Source organism: Acinetobacter sp. V115_6, assembly GCF_031799025.1.
In the GTDB taxonomy this organism is placed as follows: domain Bacteria; phylum Pseudomonadota; class Gammaproteobacteria; order Pseudomonadales; family Moraxellaceae; genus Acinetobacter; species Acinetobacter pittii.
Genome location: NZ_JAVQNO010000012.1, coordinates 38,966 through 61,692, shown reverse-complemented (window position 1 = coordinate 61,692; position 22,727 = coordinate 38,966). Strand labels below are relative to the sequence as shown.

Sequence of the window (22,727 nt, the reverse complement as noted above, 5' to 3'; positions counted from 1 at the left end):
GACATTATCCCTTTTTTATGTTCAGGATATCCATCATGGGACACCGTTTAAGCAAGATCTATACACGTACAGGCGACTCAGGCACCACTGGTTTAGGCGATGGTTCTCGTGTTGCCAAGGATGACTTACGAGTAGCCGCGCTTGGTGATGTTGATGAACTCAATGCCATTATTGGGGTACTTCGTGCTCAAATCACAGATAGCCAAGTAACTGATAAGGCCACTTGGGATAAAAGCTTAAGTTTGATTCAACATTGGCTATTCGACTTAGGTGGAGAAGTTTGTATTCCAAATTACCATCTACTCCAGCCCGTTTGTATTGAATTTCTTGAAAAAGAAATTGACCGTATGAATGAAGATTTGCCTATGTTGAAAGAATTCATTCTACCGTCTGGCACTTTATCGTGCAGTTACGCTCATCAAGCTCGTGCCGTTTGTCGTCGTGCAGAACGATCGCTCATGTCAGTACAAACTCGTGATCAAAATATTCAAGCTACAGCACTCCAACTTTTAAACCGTCTATCTGACTGGTTATTTGTCGCATCGCGTGCTTTACAGCGTGCCGAAGGCGGGCAAGAAGTGCTTTGGCAAAAAAATATTAATGAGATTATTTAAAAATAGATTAGATTAAACATGGTCTCTGCTCTTTTTTAAAGAGACCATAATCAAAAGATTTCATAGAAGAAAATTATGCGCATTATTGGTCATCGTGGTGCACGCCGAGAAGCTCCTGAAAATACACTTGGTGGGTTTCAGCACATAAAAAATTTAGGTATTCGTGGTGTCGAATTCGATATTCGTCAGCTTCAAGACCAAGAGTTAGTTGTTATTCATGATGACAATTTTTTGCGTACAGCCGGAGTCGATCAAATTGTAGAGCAATCGACTTTGGCTCAAGCGTTATCATTTGACCATCGTCAAAACTGGCCTGACTGGCCAAATTCAGAGCCAACACCTACACTCACAGCCGTTTTAAACTTACTTGATAACTTCGATCATATTGAAGTTGAAGTTAAAGCTGTAAGAGATATGGCGTTGGCCGAAAAACTCGTTCAAAAGCTTGAGACGGAATTACAGGGCTTTGAAAAAGTCGTCACCATCACAAGTTTTGACCTTCAAATTCTAACAGCCTTACGCGATATCAACTCTCAATTTAAACGCGGATTGTTAGTTGAACTTCCTGTTGGAGCAACGGCAATTGAACTCGCGCATCAATATGGTTGCGGTCATATTGGTTGGCACGACCAACTGGCAACAGATGAAATGATTCAATTATCACTTCAAGCTGGTTTGAACATTAGTGTGTGGACAGTCAATGATGTAGAAAGAGCAAAAAGGCTGCGTGATTTAGAGATTCAGGGCTTAATTACAGATATTCCAACTACGATGTTAGAAGCCCTATAAATATAAAAAAGGTGGTAAAACCACCTTTTATTTCTTTTGTGCCTGAATGAGGCGCTGACCACTCTGGTCAAGTAGATATAGCGTATTACCTACGAGTTGGAAGCGTTGAATACGTTGCAAAGCATCTACCAGCTCTGCTTCTTGAGCCAAAGCACCATCACAACTTGAATGACCTGCATTTACTTGCATATCAAGTTTTTGCTGGCTGAAATTAAAGGTGTAACGGCCAAAAACAGCATTACAGCCAGTATGTCCCGATACTGTTTTGACTGCTGAGTTCAGTGAAAGGGTTGGCCATTGGTTAAAAAATTTTGCCTTATGACCACTGATCTGAGTGATCTGCCAATCAATATCTTGAATGCCATCTGGACTCACTCGCTTTTTTACAATAGGGGTTTGAGTCTGATGAACTGTTCTTTTTGTTTGAACTTTTTTCGTAGTTTGTTCGGGTGCACTTTGACATGCGGCTAATACAAGACTGATTGTGACCAAGACACACTTCAATGATAATTTTCTTGAAATATCAATGCTGTTCTTTTTTTTCAATCGTTGTACGTTCATTAAACAACTTCTCCTGCTTGAAAAACTCTTTGACATAGTTTAATTCTGTTACGGTTCTTTCAATACATCTGTACAATAATGCTAGTGATTCTCACTAAGCACGTGCTAATATGAAGGATAGAATAGCAATATATCTTGATGATTGGTTTTGCTATGTCGTTTTGTCTTTGTACCTTGTTTCACAAGGATTCTAGGAGCGCTGCCGGATATGACTTCCGCCCCACTCAAAGCCCCAATTAACTGGACCGCTAGCATTACCTTAATTGGTTTACCAATTCTTGCCGCAATCATAATCCCGATTTATGCGTATTATTATGATTTTAGTGTAAGCGCATGGGTAAGCTTATTTTTTCTTTTAGCTCTAAGTAGTATGGGGATTACTGCTGGTTACCATCGCCTTTGGGCTCACCGAGCTTATGAAGCGTCGTTACCGCTTAAAATTCTTTTAATGATCGGTGGAACATTTGCCGTGCAAAATAGTATTTTGTTCTGGGCATCTGGTCACCGTACTCACCATCGACATGTTGATGATGTTGATGAAGATCCGTATTCGATTGAGCGTGGTTTTTGGTATGCCCATATGGGTTGGATGATCCGCGATCATTCACCATCTGAGCCAGACTTTAAAAATGCACCAGACCTACTCAATGATAAATTGGTCATGTTCCAGCATAAATATTACGCGCTACTTGTAGTTGCAGTTCATGTTGGTATTTTAGGTTTAATCGGTTGGGCAACTGGCGACCTATGGGGTGTAGTCCTTTTAGGTGGTTTGTTACGTTTAATCATTAGCCATCAAGTTACATTCTTTATTAACTCGCTTTGCCATATGTTTGGTAAACGTCCTTATACAGACGAAAACTCAGCACGTGATAATTTCTGGTTAGCCATTGCCACTTGGGGCGAGGGTTACCACAACTATCACCATATCTTCCAATACGACTATCGTAATGGTGTGAAATGGTGGCAATATGACCCAACAAAATGGTTAATCTGGTCATGTTCTAAAATTGGTTTAGCTAAAAATTTACGTCGTATTCCAAGCTTTAATATTAAAAAAGCAGAACTGGCGATGAAATTTAAATACGCTGAACAAGACCTCGCTATTTATGGTCATGATGTAAATGCAGACATTACTCAAATGAAGCAACGTATTGCACAAGAGTACGAAGCATTTACACACACATTAAATGATTGGGCAAAACTTAAAGAACAAGAGTTACAAGCGAAAAAAGCAGCAATGGCTGAAAAGATTCATAGAATGGATCATAAGCTTAAAGTTGATTTCCAATTGCTTGAACACCGTTTAAGTCATCACCGCGAATGCTTAGAAACACTTATGCGTAGTGTTAAAAAGAATACCAACGTGGTGTCAGACTAAAATAAATTCTGATCTAAAATAGCTCTTTCGGGAGCTATTTTTATGCCTGCTTTTTAACTGTGTTATAGTGAAATTCGCTCTCTCTATTTTGCTAAGCCTATGCAGTTTAATCCGCTCTACCCTTCACTTCCGTCTAAATTATTTCATGTTCAGCAGCCATCACCCTTACGTGGTGCAAAAGCAGGACATTTTAACAGTGCTTTGGCTGATGAACTGCAATGGTCAGAAGACGATAAAAATGCATGGGTTGAGATCTGTAGTGGACAGCGTACATTCCCTGAATTTCCGTCTCTTGCGATGGTCTATGCTGGCCACCAATTCGGACAATGGGCAGGACAACTCGGCGATGGACGTGGCTTACTCATTGCGCAAATACTAAATACAAAGGGCCAAACCATCGACCTTCATCTCAAAGGTGCAGGTCCTACGCCTTATTCAAGAATGGGAGATGGGCGAGCAGTATTACGTTCTGTGGTCCGTGAATATTTAGCAGGACATGCTTTAAATGCTTTAGGCGTCGCATCTAGTCATGCAGTCGGTTTTACAACCTCGACTCAAGGCGTACAGCGTGAAAAATTAGAGTTAGGCGCAATGCTACTTAGAACATCTGAATGTCATATTCGTTTAGGACACTTCGAATGGATTAATCAATATGCGCCTGAATTGCTACCAGAATTCACTCAAAAATGTATTGAATGGCATTATCCAGAATGCTTAGAAACTGAAAATCCAATTTTATCCTTTGCCAAAAAGGTAGTTGAACGGACTGCAATTATGATTGCGAAATGGCAATTGGTTGGGTTTGCTCATGGCGTTATGAATACCGATAACTTAAATATTACAGGTTCAACACTCGATTTTGGTCCATATGGCTTTATGGAGCGTTTTCGCCCGAACTGGATCAACAACCACTCAGATTATCAAGGTCGTTATACTTACCAAAATCAACCAAGTATAGGCCATTGGAACTTATGGACGTGGCTAAACAACTTAATTCCTCTCGCTGAACCTGAACAAAAAGATAAGTTTAAAGAAGAGTTAGCACGTTGCTTAGAACAATTTGAACCAATCTTTTTAGAACACTATGGACAAGGTTTATGTCAAAAAATGGGACTTCCCCATTTCCACAAAGACAGCCTTGATTGTAGTTTTGCGTTTTTAAGAATCTTACAAACTGAACAACTCGATTACACTCAAAGTTTTATTCGTCTTCAAAATAAAGAATATAAAACTCTACGAGATGATTGCCTTGATATTCGACAGTTTGATGAGTTTCTTAGCCAATATCAAAGTATTCGTGAACATCAAGATACTGATGAACTTGATGCAAATATGCAAAAAGCAAATCCGATTTATATTTTACGTAATCATATGGCACAGCGTGCTATTGAAGCAGCTGAACGAGATGATTTTAGTGAAGTAGATCGTTTATTTAAGCTACTTAATCACCCATACACAAGACAACCAGAGCTTGAGCAACCACAAGACTTAGGACCATTACCAAGTGATGTTCCAGATGTAGCAGTAAGCTGTTCATCTTAATATTAAAAAACTAAACTCTCTTAAGTCATTCTCAACACTTAAGAGAGTTCATTGAGTATAAAAAATAATATATGAAAATTAGACCTATCATTATTTGTACACTTCTTATAGTTCCACTCGGAATCGCTTTTTATAAATATGAAAAATTTTTACCGACTTTTACCTCATCCCATAAAGCGCTTTCAAGTAAAGAGATCTTGGAACTAATCAAGACAAAGCCCGTCACCTCAATTGAAGTGTTTAAAAACCAACGCCTACTTCTGCTCAAGAGTAATCAGGACGTGATTCGGCAATATCCGATTCGTCTCGGCTTTAATCCCAAAGGACATAAACACTTTGAAAATGATGGTAGAACACCTGAAGGGATTTATTCTATAGATTGGCGAAACTCACAAAGTGCTTACTATAAATCTTTGCATATTTCCTATCCCAATGCGAAAGATATTGCTTATGCCAAGCAACATCATCAACCAACAGGAGGAGATATCATGATTCATGGATCTGTTCCGAAATCATTACTCTCGATGCCTTTTAGCTCGACTTATATGCCCCATAAGGATTGGACGTTAGGATGTATCGCGGTTAGAAATGTAGATATAGATGAAATTTGGCAATTGGTACCCAATCAAACCAAGATTATAATTTATCCATAAAATCTTTAAAACTATCCACATTTTCTGTGGATAACATTGTGGTTATCCACAGAATAACTTTTATGAAGACTTACTCTTCAGGATATTCGAAGCGATAACCTACACCATAAACTGCTTGAATCCACTCATGGCGGTTACCAGTTTCTGCTGCTTCACTAATTTTTCGGCGCAAGTTTTTGATATGGCTGTCAATCACACGATCGGCAACATCAAAGCTATCTGGATTAATATGATCCAATAATTGTGCACGTGAATAAACTTGCCCCACATGCTCTAAAAATAGCTCAAGTAAGCGAAATTCGGTTGGCGTTAAGCTCAACGATTTTTGTTGATACCAAATTCTTTGTTGTGCTTTATCAATTCGGAAAGAATCATTTTGCTCAGGCTCTGCTTTACGCTCTAAACGGCGTAGCACAGCTTGTACACGAGCCACCAACTCTTTTGGGCTAAATGGTTTACATACGTAATCATCAGCGCCCATGTTAAGACCTAATACTCGGTCAATTTCTTCGGTACGGGCAGTGACCATAATAATCGGTAAATCTGACTGTTCACGAACTTTACGGCAAATCGTTAAACCATCCATTCGTGGAACCATTAAGTCCAGAATCATCAAATTTGGTTTACGTTGCTGGAAACTTGCATAGGCATCTTGACCATCATGAAACATACTTACTTCAAAACCGGCAGCTTCAAGATAATCACGCACCAAATGCGCTAATTCGACTTCATCTTCAACCAACATCACATGTTTCATGAGATATTTTCCCTTTTATATTTAACTCTGCTTTTTAAAAGTAAGTACACAGCGTAAACCACCTAATGGTGAATGTTCAAAACTGAGTGTACCACCAAGCGCCTGCGCAATCTTACAAGACAAAGCTAAGCCCAGCCCTGTTCCACCTGTACTACGCGTACGCGAATCATCTACGCGATAGAAACGTTCACCTAAACGGTTTAACTGCTCATCACTTAAACCATAAGGACTATCATCGACATACAAAGTCCACTCTTGAGGATTCTGACTTGTATGAATATGAATTTTGCCACCTGTTTCTGTGTAACGAATACTATTACTAATTAAATTAACAATAATCTGTTTAAACCGGTCACGGTCTAATAATAGCGGAGAACTTGTTCCTTCAACCTGAATTTCGAGACCAGCCTGCTCAAGTTTTGGTTTAAAGTTTTCAACTTCTTGTAGTACCACTTCCCATGGATTAACAGAACTCAAATAACACTTAAGCTGCTGGGCATCTGCCTGTGCCAAGTCTGCAAGGTCTTGGGTCAATTTTTTCAGACTTGAAACCTGACGCATCATTGCATCTAAATGTTCAGGTGTGGCTTTTCGAATCCCGTCTTGCATGGCTTCAATTTGTGCTTGCAATACAGCCAAAGGCGTTTTTAATTCATGGGAAGTATCTGCCACCCATTGACGTCGTGACTCTTCATGCTGATGTAAAATCTCTGCCAAATGGTTCAACTGGGTTGATAAATCACCTAGCTCATCATTTCGCTTAATGACCACTTGGTGTTGATAATTTCCTTTGGTTAATTCATTGGTTGCATTTAATAAACGCTGAATTGGCTTTTTAAAATAAGTCGCCATTAACAGTGCTGCAACTAAACTTGATAGTAAGGTTAAAGCATAGATTAAGAGTAAATAACGCTTTTGATTACTAAAGAAATTAATACTCAAAGCGTCTTCTTTATCTAAAACAGGCTTTAAACCTAAATATCCCACGACTTTATTATTTAAAATAATTGGGCGAAATGACATCTGATCTGATGAAGGCGGTTCACCTACCACAAACTGGTGCTGTGCATCATATAGAGATAAACGCGAACTCAATCCTAAACGGTCTGGTAAAGCAATAAAACGTTTCTTGCCATTTTGGGTTTCAATATCTTTTAAGCTTCCCTTCTTTGATTTATTTTTATCATCACTTGGGCGAAACTGATTTGCGCTTAAAGGGAATCTTAGCCCTTCAAAGGGTTGATACTGGGAAGGTAAATTTTGCTCGAGTGCTCTTAATTCCTCATCACTAAAAATAGTATTTTTATTGGTCGGTGCAACTTGCGGTGAAATATTAATAAGGGCATGTTCATCGAAAGAATGCTGTTGTATTGCAATGTCATATTGACGACGGAGCCACCACTGCGAGAGACGATCGTAGTCATCGGGAGCCGCAGTTCCTTCGATTTGTAAAATCTGTGCCTGAATCGCATTCCCCCAATCATGGTACACCGTGTAGACATCGCCCAGATTGGTAATGAGGCGGTCTAGTTTCTGCATTTCAACGTCAGCCACATATTTGGCAAAGTTCTTTTGCATTGTCCAGTGCAAAACGCTCAAGCTTGCAGTCGCAATAAGTAATGTGGTGAGCAAGACTGTCAAAAATAACCGTAATGCAATGGGAACACGTAGAACGTTCAAAAGCACTCTCTCATTTTTACCCTATATTTTGCATTGTAACCAACAACGAAAAGAAAAACTCTCCATTGTTTCTACATCTTTATTATCTAATCTTTAAGCCATCAGAAAACACAACATTAAAGGGCTTTAAATATGAAAATGACGGCAAAAATTGCATTATTCAGTGCGGCAATTGTAACAATGGGAAGTTTGGCTGCGTGTCAATCGACAACTCAACCACCTAAACCAGAGCATGGAATGATGCAAGATGGCCCACGTGAGGGGCACCACCGTATGAAGCACCGTGAATTTACTCCAGAACAAAAAGCTGCATGGGAACAGCACCGCGCAGAACGTAAAGCTCGCTTTGAACAAATTCAAAAAGCATGTGATGGTAAGGCCAATGGACAACCCGTAAGTGTTCAAGTTGGGGATAAGACACTTGAAGGTACTTGTAACCTTCGTTTTGAACCAAAACGCCCTCAACCACCTGTTAATGCCCCTGTTCCTGCACCAGTTCAAGCAAAATAATTCTAAAAATCATAAAACAAAAGGCGCCTATAGGCGCCTTTTGTTTATACATAAGTGTTTACGATTTTGACTATTTGTATCATATAAACATAACCAAAAGTATTTACACTCAAAGCACTTACATAGTTTCAGCTTTTTTTTCTTGACTTTGCAGTCACAAAGTAAAGGTCCTGAGGTGCTTGTACAGTTATGCAAGTTGTTGCACGATGTAATAGTCCAAGGTGCCTCATGGCACATTATCATAGATTAAGATTATAACTCTGGTTTCACCAGTATTGAGGAACCCGATATGCCACAATACAAAGCGCCCTTACGTGATATGCAATTCGTTTTGCATGAATTATTAAATGCTGAAGAACACTATGCAAAATTACCTGATTTCCAAGGTAACGTAAGCCGTGAATTGGTTGATCAATATTTAGAAGCTGCGGCGGACTTCTGTGAAAATGAGCTTTCTCCTTTAAACCAAGTTGGCGACCGCGAAGGTTGTACTTGGAATGATGGCGTAGTTACCACTCCAACAGGTTTTAAAGAAGCTTATCAAAAATATATTGAACTTGGCTTTCCGTCTTTATCAGCAGAAGAACAATACGGTGGTCAGGCATTACCTAACTCTTTAGGTATCGCAATTTCTGAAATGGTAGGTAGCTCTAACTGGGCATGGGGCATGTACCCAGGCTTGTCTCACGGAGCTGTACGTACATTAGAGCATCACGGTTCTGATGAACAAAAAAATACTTATTTACCAAACCTTGTTTCAGGTGTTTGGACAGGTACGATGTGCTTAACTGAGTCTCATGCAGGTTCAGACTTGGGTATTATCCGTACTAAAGCAGAACCAAATGCTGATGGTAGCTATGCAATCTCTGGCGAGAAAATCTTTATCTCTGCTGGTGAACATGACATGGCTGAGAACATCATCCATATCGTTCTTGCTCGCCTACCTGGTGCACCAAAAGGTACTAAAGGTATCTCATTATTCATCGTTCCTAAATTCAATGTAAATGCAGATGGATCTATTGGCGAACGTAATGCGGTACGTTGTGGTTCTATCGAACACAAAATGGGTATTCATGGTAACGCAACTTGTGTCATTAACTTTGACCAAGCTAAAGGTTACTTGATTGGACCTGAAAACCGTGGTTTGAACTGTATGTTCACCTTCATGAACACAGCACGTATTGGTACTGCTGTTCAAGGTTTAGCAGCGTCTGAATCATCTTTCCAAGGTGCGTTAACTTACGCGAAAGAACGTTTAGCAATGCGTTCACTTTCTGGTCCTAAAGCTCCAGAAAAAGAAGCAGATCCAATTATCGTTCACCCTGCTGTTCGTAACATGCTTTTAACTCAAAAAGCTTTTGCTGAAGGCGGTCGTGCTCTTGTTTACTTACTTGCTCAATACGCAGATATCGTTGAAAAAGGCGAAACTGAAGAAGAGCGTAAGTTTGCTGACAACATCTTGTCTTTATTGACTCCAATTGCAAAAGCATTCTTAACTGAAACAGGTTCTGAATCTGCTAAGCACGGTGTACAAGTCTTCGGTGGTCATGGCTTTATTTCTGAGCATGGCATGGAGCAAATCGTACGTGATACACGTATTGCTTGCTTATACGAAGGTACAACTGAAATTCAAGCACTTGATTTGTTAGGTCGTAAAGTATTGCAAACTCAAGGTGCAATGCTACGTGACTTCACTAAGATCATCCATAAATTCGTAGAAGCAAACAAAGACAACGCTGCTATGAAAGAATTTGTTGAACCGCTTGCGGCGCTTAACAAAGAATGGGGCGATCTTACTATGCAAATCGGTATGCGTGCGATGCAAAACCCAGATGAAGTCGGTGCTGCTGCTGTAGATTACCTCTACTTCGCAGGTTATATCACTTTAGCTTACCTATGGGCTCGTATGGCGCTTGTAGCACAAGAGAAATTAGCAGAAGGTACAACCGATGTTGACTTCTACAATGCGAAAGTAACTACTGCTCGTTTCTACTTCAAGAAAATCTTGCCACGTGTACGTTCTCACGTAGATGTGATCGCTGGTGGTCTAGATCCATTAATGTCATTAGACGCTGAACATTTCGCTTTCTAACCATAGTTAGTTGCGATATGCAATGTTAAAAAACAAAAAAGGACTGCTCAGTTTTGACGGTCCTTTTTTTATAAAATCAATGATAAATTTACACTTTAAATTCCATATCCATTTCGTTTTACAGGATATCTAGCACAGGCCAATGTGCACAAAAAAGGTGAACGATTATGCCAATTTACAATGCTCCTTTAGCTGATATGAAATTCATCTTAAATGATGTATTTAAAGCAGAACAATTTTGGCAGTCTAATGAGAAACTCGCTCATGTAGATGCTGCAACAGCTGAAGCAATTTTAGAAGAAATGGCTAAATTTGCTCAGAACGTGACTCATCCATTAAACCGTACTGGTGATGAAGAAGGTGCTCGCTATGAAAACGGCGAAGTATTCACACCAGCTGGTTTTAAAGATGCATTTCGTCAATATGCAGAAGGTGGTTGGATTGGCCTAGGTGCCGATGAAGAATGGGGCGGTCAAGGCATGCCAAAAATGCTCACCGTTCTTTCTGATGAAATGTTATTTGCGACTAACCCATCTTTCATGCTTTACCCGCTACTTTCAGTGGGTGCAGGTATGGCTTTAAGCAGCTACGCATCTCAAGAACAAAAAGAAACTTATTTACCTAAGATTTATTCAGGTGAATGGTCAGGTACCATGTGCTTAACTGAGCCACATGCAGGTACTGACTTAGGGATTATCAAAACCAAAGCAGAACGTAATGAAGACGGTACATATAACATTACCGGTACTAAAATCTTCATCACTGGTGGTGACAACGATTTAGCAGAAAACATCATTCACTTGGTACTTGCTAAAACTCCAGATGCCCCTGCTGGTTCACGTGGTATCTCGTTATTTATCGTACCAAAATACCTTGTAAATGAAGATGGTTCTTTAGGCGACCGTAACCATGTTGGCCCAGGTTCTATTGAACATAAAATGGGTATCAAAGCATCTGCAACTTGTGTAATGAACTTTGATGGAGCTAAAGGTTACCTCGTTGGTAAAGAAAACGAAGGCCTTGCTGCAATGTTCGTTATGATGAACTACGAACGTTTATCAATGGGTATTCAAGGTTTAGGCGCTTCTGAATTTGCTTATCAAAATGCTGCTCAATACGCGACTGACCGTTTACAAGGCCGCAGTGCAGCTGGTGTTCAATCGCCAAATAAACCTGCTGACAGCATTTTAGTGCATGGTGATGTACGTCGTATGTTGTTAAATGTGCGTGCAAATAATGAAGCATCTCGTGCATTTGCAGTCTATGTAGGTCAACAACTCGATATCACTAAATTCTCAACTGATGCAGCGGCAGTGAAAAAAGCCAATGACCGTGTTGCGCTTTTAACTCCAATTGCAAAAGCTTACCTCACAGATACCGCATTCCAAGCAACTTTAGATGCTCAAATGGTATTCGGTGGTCACGGTTACATCCGTGAATGGGGTATGGAACAATGTATTCGTGATCTTCGTATTGCTCAAATCTACGAAGGAACCAACGGCGTTCAGTCTCAAGATTTAATTGGTCGTAAAACCATTAAGTGTGGCGGCGCTTTCATTGCTGAATACATCACTGAAATTCGTGACTTTGCAAATGATTTAGACACTGATTTGAACTTCATTAAAGATGCAACTTTAGATGCTGCAACTGAAATCGAAGCAATCACTCAGTTTATTATTGAGCAAGCTGCTGAAAATGTAGAGTTCCCGAACTCAGCTGCGGTTGATTATTTACATGCGGTTGGTTTACTCAGCTTCTCATATATGTTTGCAAAAATTGCTGCCGCTGCTAAAGATAAGTCTGGTGATTTCTATCAGAACAAACTTGCTTTGGCTCAGTACTTTGTTGAACGTATCTTGCCAGATATTGATGCGCGTATTGCTAAAATCAAAGCTGGTTCTGACTTAATTATGAGCTTTAGTGAAGATTACTTTACAAATCAAGCTTAATTAAGTTCTTTATAAAAAACGCCTGAATAATCAGGCGTTTTTTTATTTCTAATCATAAAAGATAGATAACTTTTAAGTTTTTAATTTCTCGACCAAGAAGTCAGCTGTAATATTGACACTGGGTAAAAGCCCTCGTCTTGTCAACATCAATAAACTTGTCGTTACGCTACCAGCAGACCAGTCTGGCAAAACATGAATTAAGCTACCCTCAGATAGTTCATTCATACAAAAAGTTTCAGGTAAAAGCGTAATACCCAATCCCCTTTTTGCAGCCCCCTTTAAGATCTCCGACTCATTTGCTACAAAGCGGATGTTTGGACGTACTATCTCTTTCTGACCATTTATATTTTGAAAATGCCATGGATTCATTTGCAATTCAGGCCATAAGCCTTCGTGTTTAAGCAAATCTTCTGGTGTATGTATAGGAGCCGATTTCATTAAGTAGGTAGGCGCTACAACAGCAATGATTTTATCATTTTTAAGCACACGTTGAATTAATCCAGAATCCGGCAATGGTTGAAAATGACTACGGATCACAATATCAAAGTTTTCACTCATAACATCAACGTAACGATCAGTTACCTCTACTTGTAATAACAGCTTAGGATAACGTTCTGCAAGTTCAGGCAAACAATCAGATAGAAGATACTGAGCAATGGGTACAGAAGCACTGAGCCTGACTACACCACTTGGCTCTTGTTGTTGTATTAATAAATTTTCTTCTGCGTAACGAAACTCATCTACTGCATTTTTGGCATGTTGATAAAACAGTTTTCCTGATTCGCTTAAGACAAAACTACGTGAACTACGATGAATTAACGTTAAGCCCAGCTTATTTTCTAATATTGCAACACGCTTACTAATAGTTGATTTAGGTAAATTGAGCTGTTTAGCTGCGGCAGAAAATCCTTGATGCTCTACAGCAACAACAAAGAGATAAACATCATTCAAGTTTTGTCTAAGTAGCATTCTTCAATGTCCATATATGTAGACAATAAGTTTCATAATACATGACTACTAGAAACTTTTCTGTCGACTTATGATGATTTTACACATCAAAAAAGAGTAATCATCATGTCAACTTTCACTTTATTTTATGGCGTCCCTTCTGGCTGCTCATTTGGTTCAATTGTTGCCTTGGAATGGTCAGGTTTACCTTATCAACTCTGTAGAATTGAGATGCCAGCTCAATGCAACACCGAGGAATATCGCAGAATTAATCCAATGGGTGAAACGCCTGCACTGCTCTACGATAATGGTAAAGTTTTAACGGAAAGCATGGCTATCTTGAACCATGTCATGGCAAAAAGCCTGAATGCGGCTTTTCATTATGAACAAGGAACAGAACAATTTAATCTCTTTAATCAGAAACTAGCTTTTTTGAATACGACTTTATTCAATGCATTTAGCCCTCTCTGGTATAGCCTTGAACACTCGTCCTCAGAAAGTAATAAACAAGCATTACGTGAATATGGAGCAGCCCAAGTTAAAAGAGCATTTACAGCTTTAGAGAATAGCCTGATAAATCAAACTTGGTTAATGGGCGATCAATTGTCTTTTGTGGACGGATACTACGCAGGTATCGCACGATGGTTGAAATATCATAATGTTATTGATATTGATGAATTTCCAAACTGCAAACGTCTTTATGAACAATTACAAAATGAGGCGGCGGTTAAATTTGCACATGCAATTGAACAAGAACAATCCGTAAAGAGTATAGGCAACTTTTTAGGCCATATTGTATTTGAAGATGTCATTCAAGAATATAAAAATTTGAAATAGTCTTTGTATTTATAGTGGATATCGCCTTACTACCTGAGTTGAATTAAATCTTCATAAAATCGCCTGAATAATCAGGCGTTTTTTATTTTGTATTTACTATTTCCATTGGCACAAAATTTGTTTAATTTCTAAACATTACGAAGTGAACAAAAGATCTTATTATGCCTGATCCTAAAAAATACGAACGAATACTCGACCGTTTCGGACATTACGCCGTAGAAGCCTTCCATTATTTAGCCTTATTTATTATCGGGTGTATGGTGGCATGGTCAGCAGCCAATACGGTTTTTGAAATTCTGACCGTCAAAAAGTATGCTTCAATTGATGATATTTTATTATTATTTATTTACTTAGAGCTTGGAGCAATGGTTGGAATTTACTTTAAAACCAATCACATGCCTGTACGATTTCTTATTTATGTTGCGATTACGGCCTTAACCCGTCTACTCATTTCAGATATTCAACATGATCATAAAGCAGATATTGATCAAGTCATTATTACAGGCTCAATTTTGATTTTAGCCTTATCTATTTTAGTCGTTCGATTTGCTTCATGGCACTACCCATCAGTGATGAAAGAGAAACATGCAAAAACTCCTAATAATTTGAAAACCCCTCAACCGCAAGATGACGAGTTGGCATAAAAAAAGGCCTCAATATCGAGGCCTTTTTATTTTTACATTTAACGAACTCGGTAAATGTTGTGTCTTGAGTCTACTAATAAGTATTGATTAGGGGTTTTAACCCAGTGGTATCCACGTGGTGGCGCGTATAAACGGTGCGCTCTCCAGTCCGAAACATAATAGCGGCTATGGCGATATTGAGCAGGAATACGTTCACCACGTTTAAAAGCAACATAGTTACCATAATGCTTACCACGATCAGCATTTGACCAAACTGGCGCTCGGTGATCATTACGATAATCATGACGGCGGTCATCACGATGCTCATATCGATCATAGTTTTTACCATGGTCATTGTTCCAACGGTGTCCAGAATCGGCCATCGCGGTAGCTGATATACCTAACATTAATGTCGAAAGTACAAGAACGATTGGCTTTTTCATGGCCTATTTCCTTTTAATCTTGATATGAAGCTAGATTAAAAGAGACTCAAGGAGAAACCATGAATAAAACCGCTTTGATTGCTAAACTTTGTAATGACTATAAAGAAAATATGAAGAATCTGTATCTGTGCTACCATTAGCATTTTTCAAACTAGGTCAATTGCTGTGTCTGAAATCAGTTTTGAGCGTCTTCATCAATTTTTTTGCAAAGTTCCAAGTGTACAAGAAGCCCGTATTATGGCTCATGGAGCAGATGGCGAACATGCTTGGTGGTTTAAGTTCAGTATTGACGTAGAGCATGCACTTGCATGGCAAACAGTTCAAGAATTAGGTCATGTTTTAAATTATCTATCGACAAATGAACGCCTACCCACATTATTCTTCCCTGTTTCACCGCCACCTTACATGAATGGTGAAGCCAAAGATTTTTTATCATGGATTATTCAATGTAACCATCCTGAATTTTCTCCCGATGTGGTCTGTGATTGGCTTGAAGCGCGTTTGCCAAATCCTGTTGACGACGAGTCGCAGTGGAAAATTAAGACGGATTTGAGTGAAATCGAAAAACTTGATGATAAAGCGTTGGATCAATTGATTCCGCCAGCGCCTTAAAATATTCAAAGTTTTACTCTCTATTTTTAATTAGCACGACGGGGTCTTACCGCTTTAAGTTCCACTTGTAGTAGCTAATTCGTTACTTTGGTTTCGCCCAAAGTAACCAAAAGCATTTGTCATCCACAAAACCTGTTCACTGTTTTCGTTTATCTAATTTTATTGCAAAAACAATTTAATCGCAGATTTTGGGCAGGTTGTGGATGACTCTAGGCACAGCCATTTTTTAGGAAACTCCAAAGATAGTGATTAAAAAGTCGATAACCCTGACCATTCCATAAAACGGTAAATCCAATACTTCACTTTAGACTCATCTGCATACTTCGCGTAATCCACGCTCATCTGTCTATCTTTTAGGTTTGACCACGAGGTATTGAAGTAATCTTGCGCATCTTTAAAAACTTGATCTTGAACTTTGCCAATGACCAACATATCCGTTTCAAGGTTGTAATTTTTTAAATTACGGGCCGTAAAGTTGGCAGATCCTACAATCAACTCAGCGTGTTGGGCATTATATTTCAAGATCATTTTGCTATGGTTCTGCTCGCCATGTGTATCACACCAACGGATTGGAATGCCCGCAGCGTGTAGCTCTGAAGCCACCTGACGGTTTGGAATACCATTCTTTTGTCGACCAAATGCATCTTTATTCGGATCTAGTAAAACACGAACAATAACGCCTCGTTCTTGAGCATTTTTTAGCGCTTGAATAATCTTGCGTTCAGATAAATAGAACATACTTAAATCAAGATGCTCTTTCGGCTTCGCTGAATTAATCAATTTCAATACAGATTGATAAATTGCGCCTTCAGTTAACACCTGCACTTGAGGCTTGCTAACGTCTTTTTCAAAGTCACCTAAAATGAGCGATGGAGAGCTACTGCCTGACATTTGTGCAACTGCAGCTTCAGTTTGAAGAACATCAGCAGCTGTTGCCCCTGTTACAACCAACGCGACATTAGAGTGTCTAGAACTACCATCGTGTGGATTTGCTGAGGTCACCAATGACTTCCAACCAGCATCGGTATCGACCACAACAGTCTTACGGTGATTGGCCTTAAAATTAAATAAGTTTAGATAGCTGCGCAGTGTAATTTTTTCATCACCGAATGGATTCGGTAACCAGCCCTTTTCAGGGTTATTGCCAATATTTTGACAGCAGATGTACCAGAACCCAGACCAAAACGGGTTAGAAGCACGCAAAGGGGCTAAATTCGTTTCAATCACATCAACACCTGCTTGACGTAACTGACGGTAGTGTTCAGGGCTGATACCACCGTATACCGAGTTAATCGGGTCGGTAATCATAACGATCTGAATTTGGCGATTTTGTCTTTTCTTACTTACTAATGCATCGGTTAACTCTTGCATTAACGGTCTTTGCTTGATTTTCGAGTCACCCACTTCTGAATTAAACAAGAACATATCCACCACAATCGTGGTTTTTGCCTCATCAATCATTTTCAAGATTTCATCAAAAATATGCTGGTCAACCTGCTGTTGCCCTTTTGCATCAAGATAAGTTTTATCAGCTAAAAATTTGACATCGGCATGTCTAAGCTTGCCACTAAAGTTAATCCCTTGTGGTAATGGTTTTACTGTGTGGTAAATCGCCGATGCAAGATATGCAATAGCAACAACGCAAAGTAATACCGCCATATAACGACGCCCTGACCAATTTATTTTTTGATGAATTCGTTGAAAAATACGCATAAAAAAGACCTAACTTGATGCTTTCAAATTAGGTCTTTTGGATTGATTTTTCAAGTTTAGTTTCGTGTTAAAGCCTTAAAAACTAAAATCAACACCCACCGTAAAATTACGTCCAACTTGTGGAATATTTGATAAGAATGAAGCATGTTGATAAACCGTGTCATCTAACAGGTTGTTCGCTTTCATATAAACACGATAATCTGTTTTTGCACCATACTGCCCAGAATATGCCACACCAAGATTGAGCATGTTATAGCCTTCAGTTTCGGTCTCGTAAGCTGCGATCTTATCTTGGTTAAAGACATGGTAGTACTCGGCAGAACCACTAAAGCCATCGCCAAAGTCTGCATCAACTTTAGTACCTAAACGTCCCGCTGGAATACGTGGAGCATTACCCTCTGCATCAATTTTACCGCGTACATAGTCACCAAAAGCACTGATCTTGTACATTGGGGTAATTTGATAACCAATTTCACCCTCGGCACCATAGAAACGAGCTTTATCTTGAGTGTATTGAACTAAACGGAAGTCTTTATAACGGTCAAGGGTTTGTGCATAGATGTAGTCATCAAACCAGTTATGGTACACATGAAGATGATAATCAAGTTTGTCATTATCAAAATGCAAACCTAACTCAACATTATTCGATTTTTCCTTACTGAGTTGATCATTTCCTAACTCATAAGTATTCGTCGCAAAATGTCCACCATTTGCATATAACTCTTGAGCTAAAGGCAAACGCTCTTGATGTGAAGCGACAAAAGAAAGTTTATAGTTCGGTGCAAACTCCCAATTCGCAGCACCTGCGTAAGAGAATGCCGAACCATCAAAATCCTGTTTAGAGTTGTCGTCTACATCAATTTCTTGCTGATCTGCACGGGCAGAAAGCTCAAAATGTACGTCTTTCCATTGTTTATGTTCTAAAGCAAATAAACTCCACTTTTTGGTAGTGGTCGGGGCCATAAATGCTTCTTCGCCAGTTAAATCTAATTTCTGTTGACCTAACTGTGCACCAATTACCCCTTCCCAACTTGCAATCGGGTTATGCACCAACTCAATACGTCCATCATAACCTTTGTTTTGGAATCGGGTTGCAATTGCTCCCTCTTCAATTTCATCATGCTGATAGTCAGTATAGCTCGCTTGCGCACGTAACTTTTGGAAGCCTGCAAATGGATCATTTAACTCGGTTTTAAAATCGTAACGCTCAGATTTTAAATCAATCCATGGGCCGCCATGCTCGTGCTCATGTTCTTCATGCTCATGATCGTGAGCTTCTTCACCCTCTTCATGTTCATGGTCTCCACAATGCAAATGCGGTCTTCCACCTAGATGAGCGCTACAACTTTCGTACTCATGGCTATGCCCCGGTAAGCCATACTGGTCTCTGCGGTTGCTATAAGAAATACCCGTATAACCACGGTCATAAATCCAAGATAGACCAACATTAACCGAGTCACCCTGCGCAAAAGTATTGTCTACACGGCGCTCTTTTTCACCTTCATGAATATAATTGGGAGCAATATAATTATTCGCATCACGAGTTAACCCCTCAACACGTAAAGCAACTTGGCTGCCCAAGCCAACAGTTACGCCAGCGCTCGCCAGTTTTTCATCACTTCCAGTGTTGTAACGTAAGCCAACTTGTCCTTCATAACCATTTTCAGGCATTTGCGTAGGGATCTTGTTATCAATGACGTTAACTAAACCACCGACGGTCCCCGCACCAAACAGTAAAGTTGAAGGGCCGCGAATTACTTCGACTTGTTTCGCAAGCACAGGATCTACAGTAACAGCATGGTCAGGAGACAACGTCGAGACATCAATATTTTCTGATGAATTTTGAAGTACTTTAACGCGTGGTCCATCTTGTCCACGAATCACTGGACGACTCGAACCAGCCCCAAATTGATTCGCGTAAATTCCCACTTCACTACTGAGTGCATCCCCAATGGTAGCAGCGCCTTGCGACAGATGCTTTTGATCAACAACAGTATCTGCCACAGCAAAATCTTGTGAAGTTTGCTCAAGTGGATGAGCCTTAATTCGGATAGTTTCTAGCTTTTCAACATTTTCACTTTCTGCTGCAAACGAAGGTACGGATATGACAGCTAAAATGGATAAGGTCAAAATATTTTTATAGAACAACATGAGGTGATTCTCTGATCGCTACGCCTTTTGTTTTGTTATATTATAACATTTCAGTCTTTTTGCAATAAAAAACATTTCTAATCGGCTGATTCGTTAGACTGGGCAATTAAATGATGTGAGTAATCTCTGTTTTATAATGCCTTTTACAATCTCTCATGCCGTTATAGCACCCCCTCTTTCAAAGCTTAGCCGAAACACTTTACCAGTTGCAGCTCTAGCAATTGGAAGTATGACACCCGATCTTTACCGCTTATTTACAGTTCACGCCAGCATATTGACACATCAATGGAAAGGCCTGATTTATCCCAACCTTACTTTAGGCCTCATTTTTTGTGCTATTTGGTACTTTCTATATCGACCTGTAATTTACCGTTTTTTCGGTATTCAGCATGATCTTGGCCTCAACTCTTTAAAACGTATTTTTTTATTTTTGGTTGGAACATTACTCGCGCTTATTTTAGGGATTGCCACTCATTTAATTTGGGATGGCCTAACACATTCTGACTTTCGGACTTTTATATTTAAAGATGTATTAGCGACCACAGTTCATCTTTTGGGACACCCTTATCCCTTACATCGTCTTTTACAGCTAGGCTCCTCTGCTCTTGCGCTACCTTTTATTGCTTGGATGTGTGTTCATTATTATCAGCGCTATAAACAACACTGGAAAGTAAACTATAAAATTAAAATTTTCGCATGGTGTCTGTTAATTCTATCTACAGTGTTAGGTTTATTCTCTTTTTGGGATTATGCCCGCTACATTCCTCATGAAGTTTGGCATGTCGATACCTATTATTTCACTGGTCGTTCTATTAATGAATTTATGCAAGGCTGGCTAAGTACCTTTAGCTTAGGATGCTTACTATTCTTGGTTTTAGATCGGCAAAAAAGAATGGGGTGAATACTTAAAGTTGCTGCCAAATTGCTCATTTTCAGCTTAATTTCTGCGGTTTTTTGATCTAGTTCTTGTGGCAAACCATCCAACAAGGCATAATCGAAAACTTACTTTTTTGACGGTGCGCGGTTTACGCATCCGTCCTTTCAGCCAATATAGTTTGGATAATCTTCATCATGATGCGAACTCATTACTGTGGCTCTTTAACTGAAGCCCAAATCGACCAGACCGTTACACTATGCGGTTGGGTACATCGTCGCCGTGACCATGGCGGTGTTATTTTCCTTGATATGCGTGACCGTGATGGTCTCGTTCAAGTGGTTATTGACCCAGATACTCCAGAAGCATTTGCAACAGCAGATAAAGCACGTTCTGAATATGTATTAAAAATTACAGGTCGTGTTCGTCGCCGTTATGAAGGTACTGAAAACCAAAATATGGTGAGTGGTCAAATCGAAGTTTTAGGCAAAGAAATCGAAGTTCTTGCTGCTTCTGAAACTCCGCCATTCCCGTTAAATGATGACACAATTAACGTGTCAGAAGAACACCGTTTAAAATATCGTTTCTTGGACATCCGTCGTCCAGAAATGTTAGATCGCTTACGTTTCCGTTCTAAAGTAACTAACTTGATCCGTAATTATTTAGACGATCACGGTTTCTTAGACGTTGAAACTCCGATTTTAACCCGTGCAACTCCTGAAGGCGCACGTGACTATTTAGTACCAAGTCGTGTACAAAATGGTAGCTTCTACGCACTTCCACAATCACCGCAATTGTTTAAACAATTATTGATGGTGGGTGGTATTGATCGTTACTACCAAATCGCGAAATGTTTCCGTGATGAAGACTTACGTGCTGACCGTCAGCCAGAATTCACTCAAATCGACATTGAAACATCGTTCTTAAACGACGATGAAATCATGGATTTGATGGAAGGCATGACTGTTAAATTATTTAACGACTTGCTTGGCGTAAAATTTGAAAAATTCCGCCGTATGCCATATAGCGAAGCAATGCGTGACTATGCATCTGACAAACCAGATTTGCGTATTCCGTTGAAACTCGTTGACGTTGCAGACTTAATGCAAGAAGTAGAGTTCAAAGTATTCGCTGGCCCTGCAAAAGATCCTAAAGGTCGTATTGTTGCTTTACGTGTTCCAGGTGCAGCATCATTGCCACGTAGTGCAATTGATGAATACACCAAATTCGTTGGCATCTATGGGGCTAAAGGTTTAGCGTACATTAAAGTTAATGAACTCGCTAAAGGAATTGAAGGTCTTCAATCTCCAATCGTGAAATTCATTGAACCGATTGTACTTGAGCTGCTGGAACGTGTTGGCGCGCAAGATGGCGATATTGTATTCTTCGGTGCTGATAAAGCTAAAGTTGTAAATGACGCAATGGGTGCGCTTCGTGTCAAGATTGGTCACGACTTGAACCTTTCAACTTGTGAGTGGGCTCCACTTTGGGTTGTTGACTTCCCAATGTTTGAAGAAACTGACGATGGTAAATGGACTTCTGTTCACCACCCATTCACGCTACCTAAATCTAGCGTAGAAGACGTGAAGAGCAATCCAGGTGAAGCACTTTCTGTTGCTTACGACATGGTATTGAATGGTACTGAAGTTGGCGGTGGTTCACTTCGTATTTACACATTAGAAATGCAAAAAGCGATTTTTGAAGCGCTTGGTATTTCTGATGAAGAAGCAGAAGAGAAATTCAGCTTCTTACTTAACGCGCTTCGTTATGGTGCTCCTCCTCACGGTGGTTTGGCATTTGGTCTTGACCGTTTAGTTATGCTTATGACTGGCGCGACTTCAATTCGTGACGTTATTGCGTTCCCGAAAACTAAGACTGCTGAATGTCCACTTACTCAAGCACCTGCTCCTGTTGAAGCAAACCAGCTTCGTGACTTGGGTATCCGCTTACGTGAAAAGCCAAAAGCTGAAGAATCTAAATAATTTTTATATTTTCCAT

General features: G+C 39.7%; 20 protein-coding genes. 13 read left to right on the top strand and 7 right to left on the bottom strand.

Features of this window, described 5'->3' with window-relative positions; genetic code table 11:
* The first annotated feature begins 35 nt into the window (after nucleotides 1–35).
* Complete coding sequence (locus RMA94_RS01575) at nucleotides 36–614, top strand: cob(I)yrinic acid a,c-diamide adenosyltransferase (protein WP_311081563.1); 579 nt, start codon at nucleotides 36–38, stop codon at nucleotides 612–614.
* 75 nt (nucleotides 615–689) lie between these two features.
* Nucleotides 690–1,403, top strand: a complete 714-nt coding sequence (locus RMA94_RS01570; protein ID WP_311081561.1) for a glycerophosphodiester phosphodiesterase — start codon at nucleotides 690–692, stop codon at nucleotides 1,401–1,403.
* 27 nt (nucleotides 1,404–1,430) lie between these two features.
* Here the strand turns inward: RMA94_RS01570 and RMA94_RS01565 are convergent, their stop codons facing one another.
* Nucleotides 1,431–1,964, bottom strand: a complete 534-nt coding sequence (locus tag RMA94_RS01565; protein WP_005064230.1) for an META domain-containing protein — start codon at nucleotides 1,962–1,964, stop codon at nucleotides 1,431–1,433.
* A gap of 208 nt (nucleotides 1,965–2,172) precedes the next feature.
* Here RMA94_RS01565 and RMA94_RS01560 point away from each other — a divergent pair, with 208 nt between their 5' ends.
* From RMA94_RS01560 to RMA94_RS01550, 3 genes are all read left to right on the top strand, one after another.
* A complete protein-coding gene (locus tag RMA94_RS01560; RefSeq protein ID WP_002116208.1) occupies nucleotides 2,173–3,345 on the top strand; it encodes an acyl-CoA desaturase in 1,173 nt (390 codons plus the stop codon).
* Between the two features lie 99 nt (nucleotides 3,346–3,444).
* Complete coding sequence (locus RMA94_RS01555; RefSeq protein ID WP_311081558.1) at nucleotides 3,445–4,887, top strand: protein adenylyltransferase SelO family protein; 1,443 nt, start codon at nucleotides 3,445–3,447, stop codon at nucleotides 4,885–4,887.
* Nucleotides 4,888–4,958: 71 nt separating this feature from the next.
* On the top strand, nucleotides 4,959–5,540 hold the full coding sequence (locus tag RMA94_RS01550; RefSeq protein WP_311081557.1) for a L,D-transpeptidase family protein: 582 nt from the start codon (nucleotides 4,959–4,961) through the stop codon (nucleotides 5,538–5,540).
* A 70-nt stretch (nucleotides 5,541–5,610) separates the two neighbouring features.
* On the opposite strand, the gene RMA94_RS01545 is transcribed toward RMA94_RS01550, so the two are convergent.
* On the bottom strand, nucleotides 5,611–6,297 hold the full coding sequence (locus RMA94_RS01545) for a response regulator (RefSeq protein WP_002116101.1): 687 nt from the start codon (nucleotides 6,295–6,297) through the stop codon (nucleotides 5,611–5,613).
* Between the two features lie 21 nt (nucleotides 6,298–6,318).
* Entirely contained in the window at nucleotides 6,319–7,977 is a 1,659-nt protein-coding gene (baeS, locus tag RMA94_RS01540) for a sensor histidine kinase efflux regulator BaeS (protein ID WP_270907473.1), read from the bottom strand.
* Nucleotides 7,978–8,109: 132 nt separating this feature from the next.
* On the opposite strand from baeS, the gene RMA94_RS01535 reads away from it, so the two are divergent.
* The 3 genes from RMA94_RS01535 (at nucleotide 8,110) to RMA94_RS01525 (ending at nucleotide 12,528) form a co-directional block, all read left to right on the top strand.
* Nucleotides 8,110–8,487 carry a hypothetical protein gene (locus RMA94_RS01535; protein WP_167563048.1) on the top strand — a complete coding sequence of 126 codons (378 nt, stop codon included), beginning with the start codon at nucleotides 8,110–8,112 and terminating at the stop codon, nucleotides 8,485–8,487.
* A 289-nt stretch (nucleotides 8,488–8,776) separates the two neighbouring features.
* The gene (locus RMA94_RS01530) at nucleotides 8,777–10,579 is read left to right on the top strand and encodes an acyl-CoA dehydrogenase C-terminal domain-containing protein (protein WP_005804712.1); all 1,803 of its coding nucleotides are present in this window, start codon (nucleotides 8,777–8,779) and stop codon (nucleotides 10,577–10,579) included.
* A 167-nt stretch (nucleotides 10,580–10,746) separates the two neighbouring features.
* Nucleotides 10,747–12,528, top strand: coding sequence for an acyl-CoA dehydrogenase C-terminal domain-containing protein (locus RMA94_RS01525; RefSeq protein ID WP_069030789.1), 1,782 nt, complete (start codon nucleotides 10,747–10,749; stop codon nucleotides 12,526–12,528).
* 72 nt (nucleotides 12,529–12,600) lie between these two features.
* Here the strand turns inward: RMA94_RS01525 and RMA94_RS01520 are convergent, their stop codons facing one another.
* The gene (locus tag RMA94_RS01520; protein WP_080973434.1) at nucleotides 12,601–13,479 is read right to left on the bottom strand and encodes a LysR substrate-binding domain-containing protein; all 879 of its coding nucleotides are present in this window, start codon (nucleotides 13,477–13,479) and stop codon (nucleotides 12,601–12,603) included.
* Between the two features lie 123 nt (nucleotides 13,480–13,602).
* Between RMA94_RS01520 and RMA94_RS01515 the strand changes: the two genes are divergently transcribed.
* Nucleotides 13,603–14,313, top strand: coding sequence for a glutathione S-transferase family protein (locus tag RMA94_RS01515; RefSeq protein WP_311081553.1), 711 nt, complete (start codon nucleotides 13,603–13,605; stop codon nucleotides 14,311–14,313).
* Between the two features lie 161 nt (nucleotides 14,314–14,474).
* Nucleotides 14,475–14,957, top strand: coding sequence for a phosphate-starvation-inducible protein PsiE (locus RMA94_RS01510; RefSeq protein WP_057070605.1), 483 nt, complete (start codon nucleotides 14,475–14,477; stop codon nucleotides 14,955–14,957).
* A 38-nt stretch (nucleotides 14,958–14,995) separates the two neighbouring features.
* Here RMA94_RS01510 and RMA94_RS01505 read toward each other — a convergent pair whose 3' ends face one another.
* Nucleotides 14,996–15,379 carry an RcnB family protein gene (locus tag RMA94_RS01505; RefSeq protein ID WP_005064209.1) on the bottom strand — a complete coding sequence of 128 codons (384 nt, stop codon included), beginning with the start codon at nucleotides 15,377–15,379 and terminating at the stop codon, nucleotides 14,996–14,998.
* Nucleotides 15,380–15,544: 165 nt separating this feature from the next.
* Here RMA94_RS01505 and RMA94_RS01500 point away from each other — a divergent pair, with 165 nt between their 5' ends.
* The gene (locus tag RMA94_RS01500; protein ID WP_002116392.1) at nucleotides 15,545–15,991 is read left to right on the top strand and encodes a hypothetical protein; all 447 of its coding nucleotides are present in this window, start codon (nucleotides 15,545–15,547) and stop codon (nucleotides 15,989–15,991) included.
* 249 nt (nucleotides 15,992–16,240) lie between these two features.
* Here the strand turns inward: RMA94_RS01500 and RMA94_RS01495 are convergent, their stop codons facing one another.
* A complete protein-coding gene (locus tag RMA94_RS01495; RefSeq protein ID WP_130173395.1) occupies nucleotides 16,241–17,704 on the bottom strand; it encodes a phospholipase D family protein in 1,464 nt (487 codons plus the stop codon).
* Between the two features lie 75 nt (nucleotides 17,705–17,779).
* Nucleotides 17,780–19,855 carry a zinc piracy TonB-dependent receptor ZnuD gene (gene znuD / locus RMA94_RS01490; protein WP_130173396.1) on the bottom strand — a complete coding sequence of 692 codons (2,076 nt, stop codon included), beginning with the start codon at nucleotides 19,853–19,855 and terminating at the stop codon, nucleotides 17,780–17,782.
* A gap of 136 nt (nucleotides 19,856–19,991) precedes the next feature.
* Between znuD and RMA94_RS01485 the strand changes: the two genes are divergently transcribed.
* Both RMA94_RS01485 and aspS read left to right on the top strand, forming a co-directional pair.
* Nucleotides 19,992–20,756, top strand: coding sequence for a DUF4184 family protein (locus RMA94_RS01485; RefSeq protein WP_311081549.1), 765 nt, complete (start codon nucleotides 19,992–19,994; stop codon nucleotides 20,754–20,756).
* A gap of 170 nt (nucleotides 20,757–20,926) precedes the next feature.
* Complete coding sequence (gene aspS, locus RMA94_RS01480; protein ID WP_005064200.1) at nucleotides 20,927–22,711, top strand: aspartate--tRNA ligase; 1,785 nt, start codon at nucleotides 20,927–20,929, stop codon at nucleotides 22,709–22,711.
* Nucleotides 22,712–22,727 lie beyond the last annotated feature (16 nt).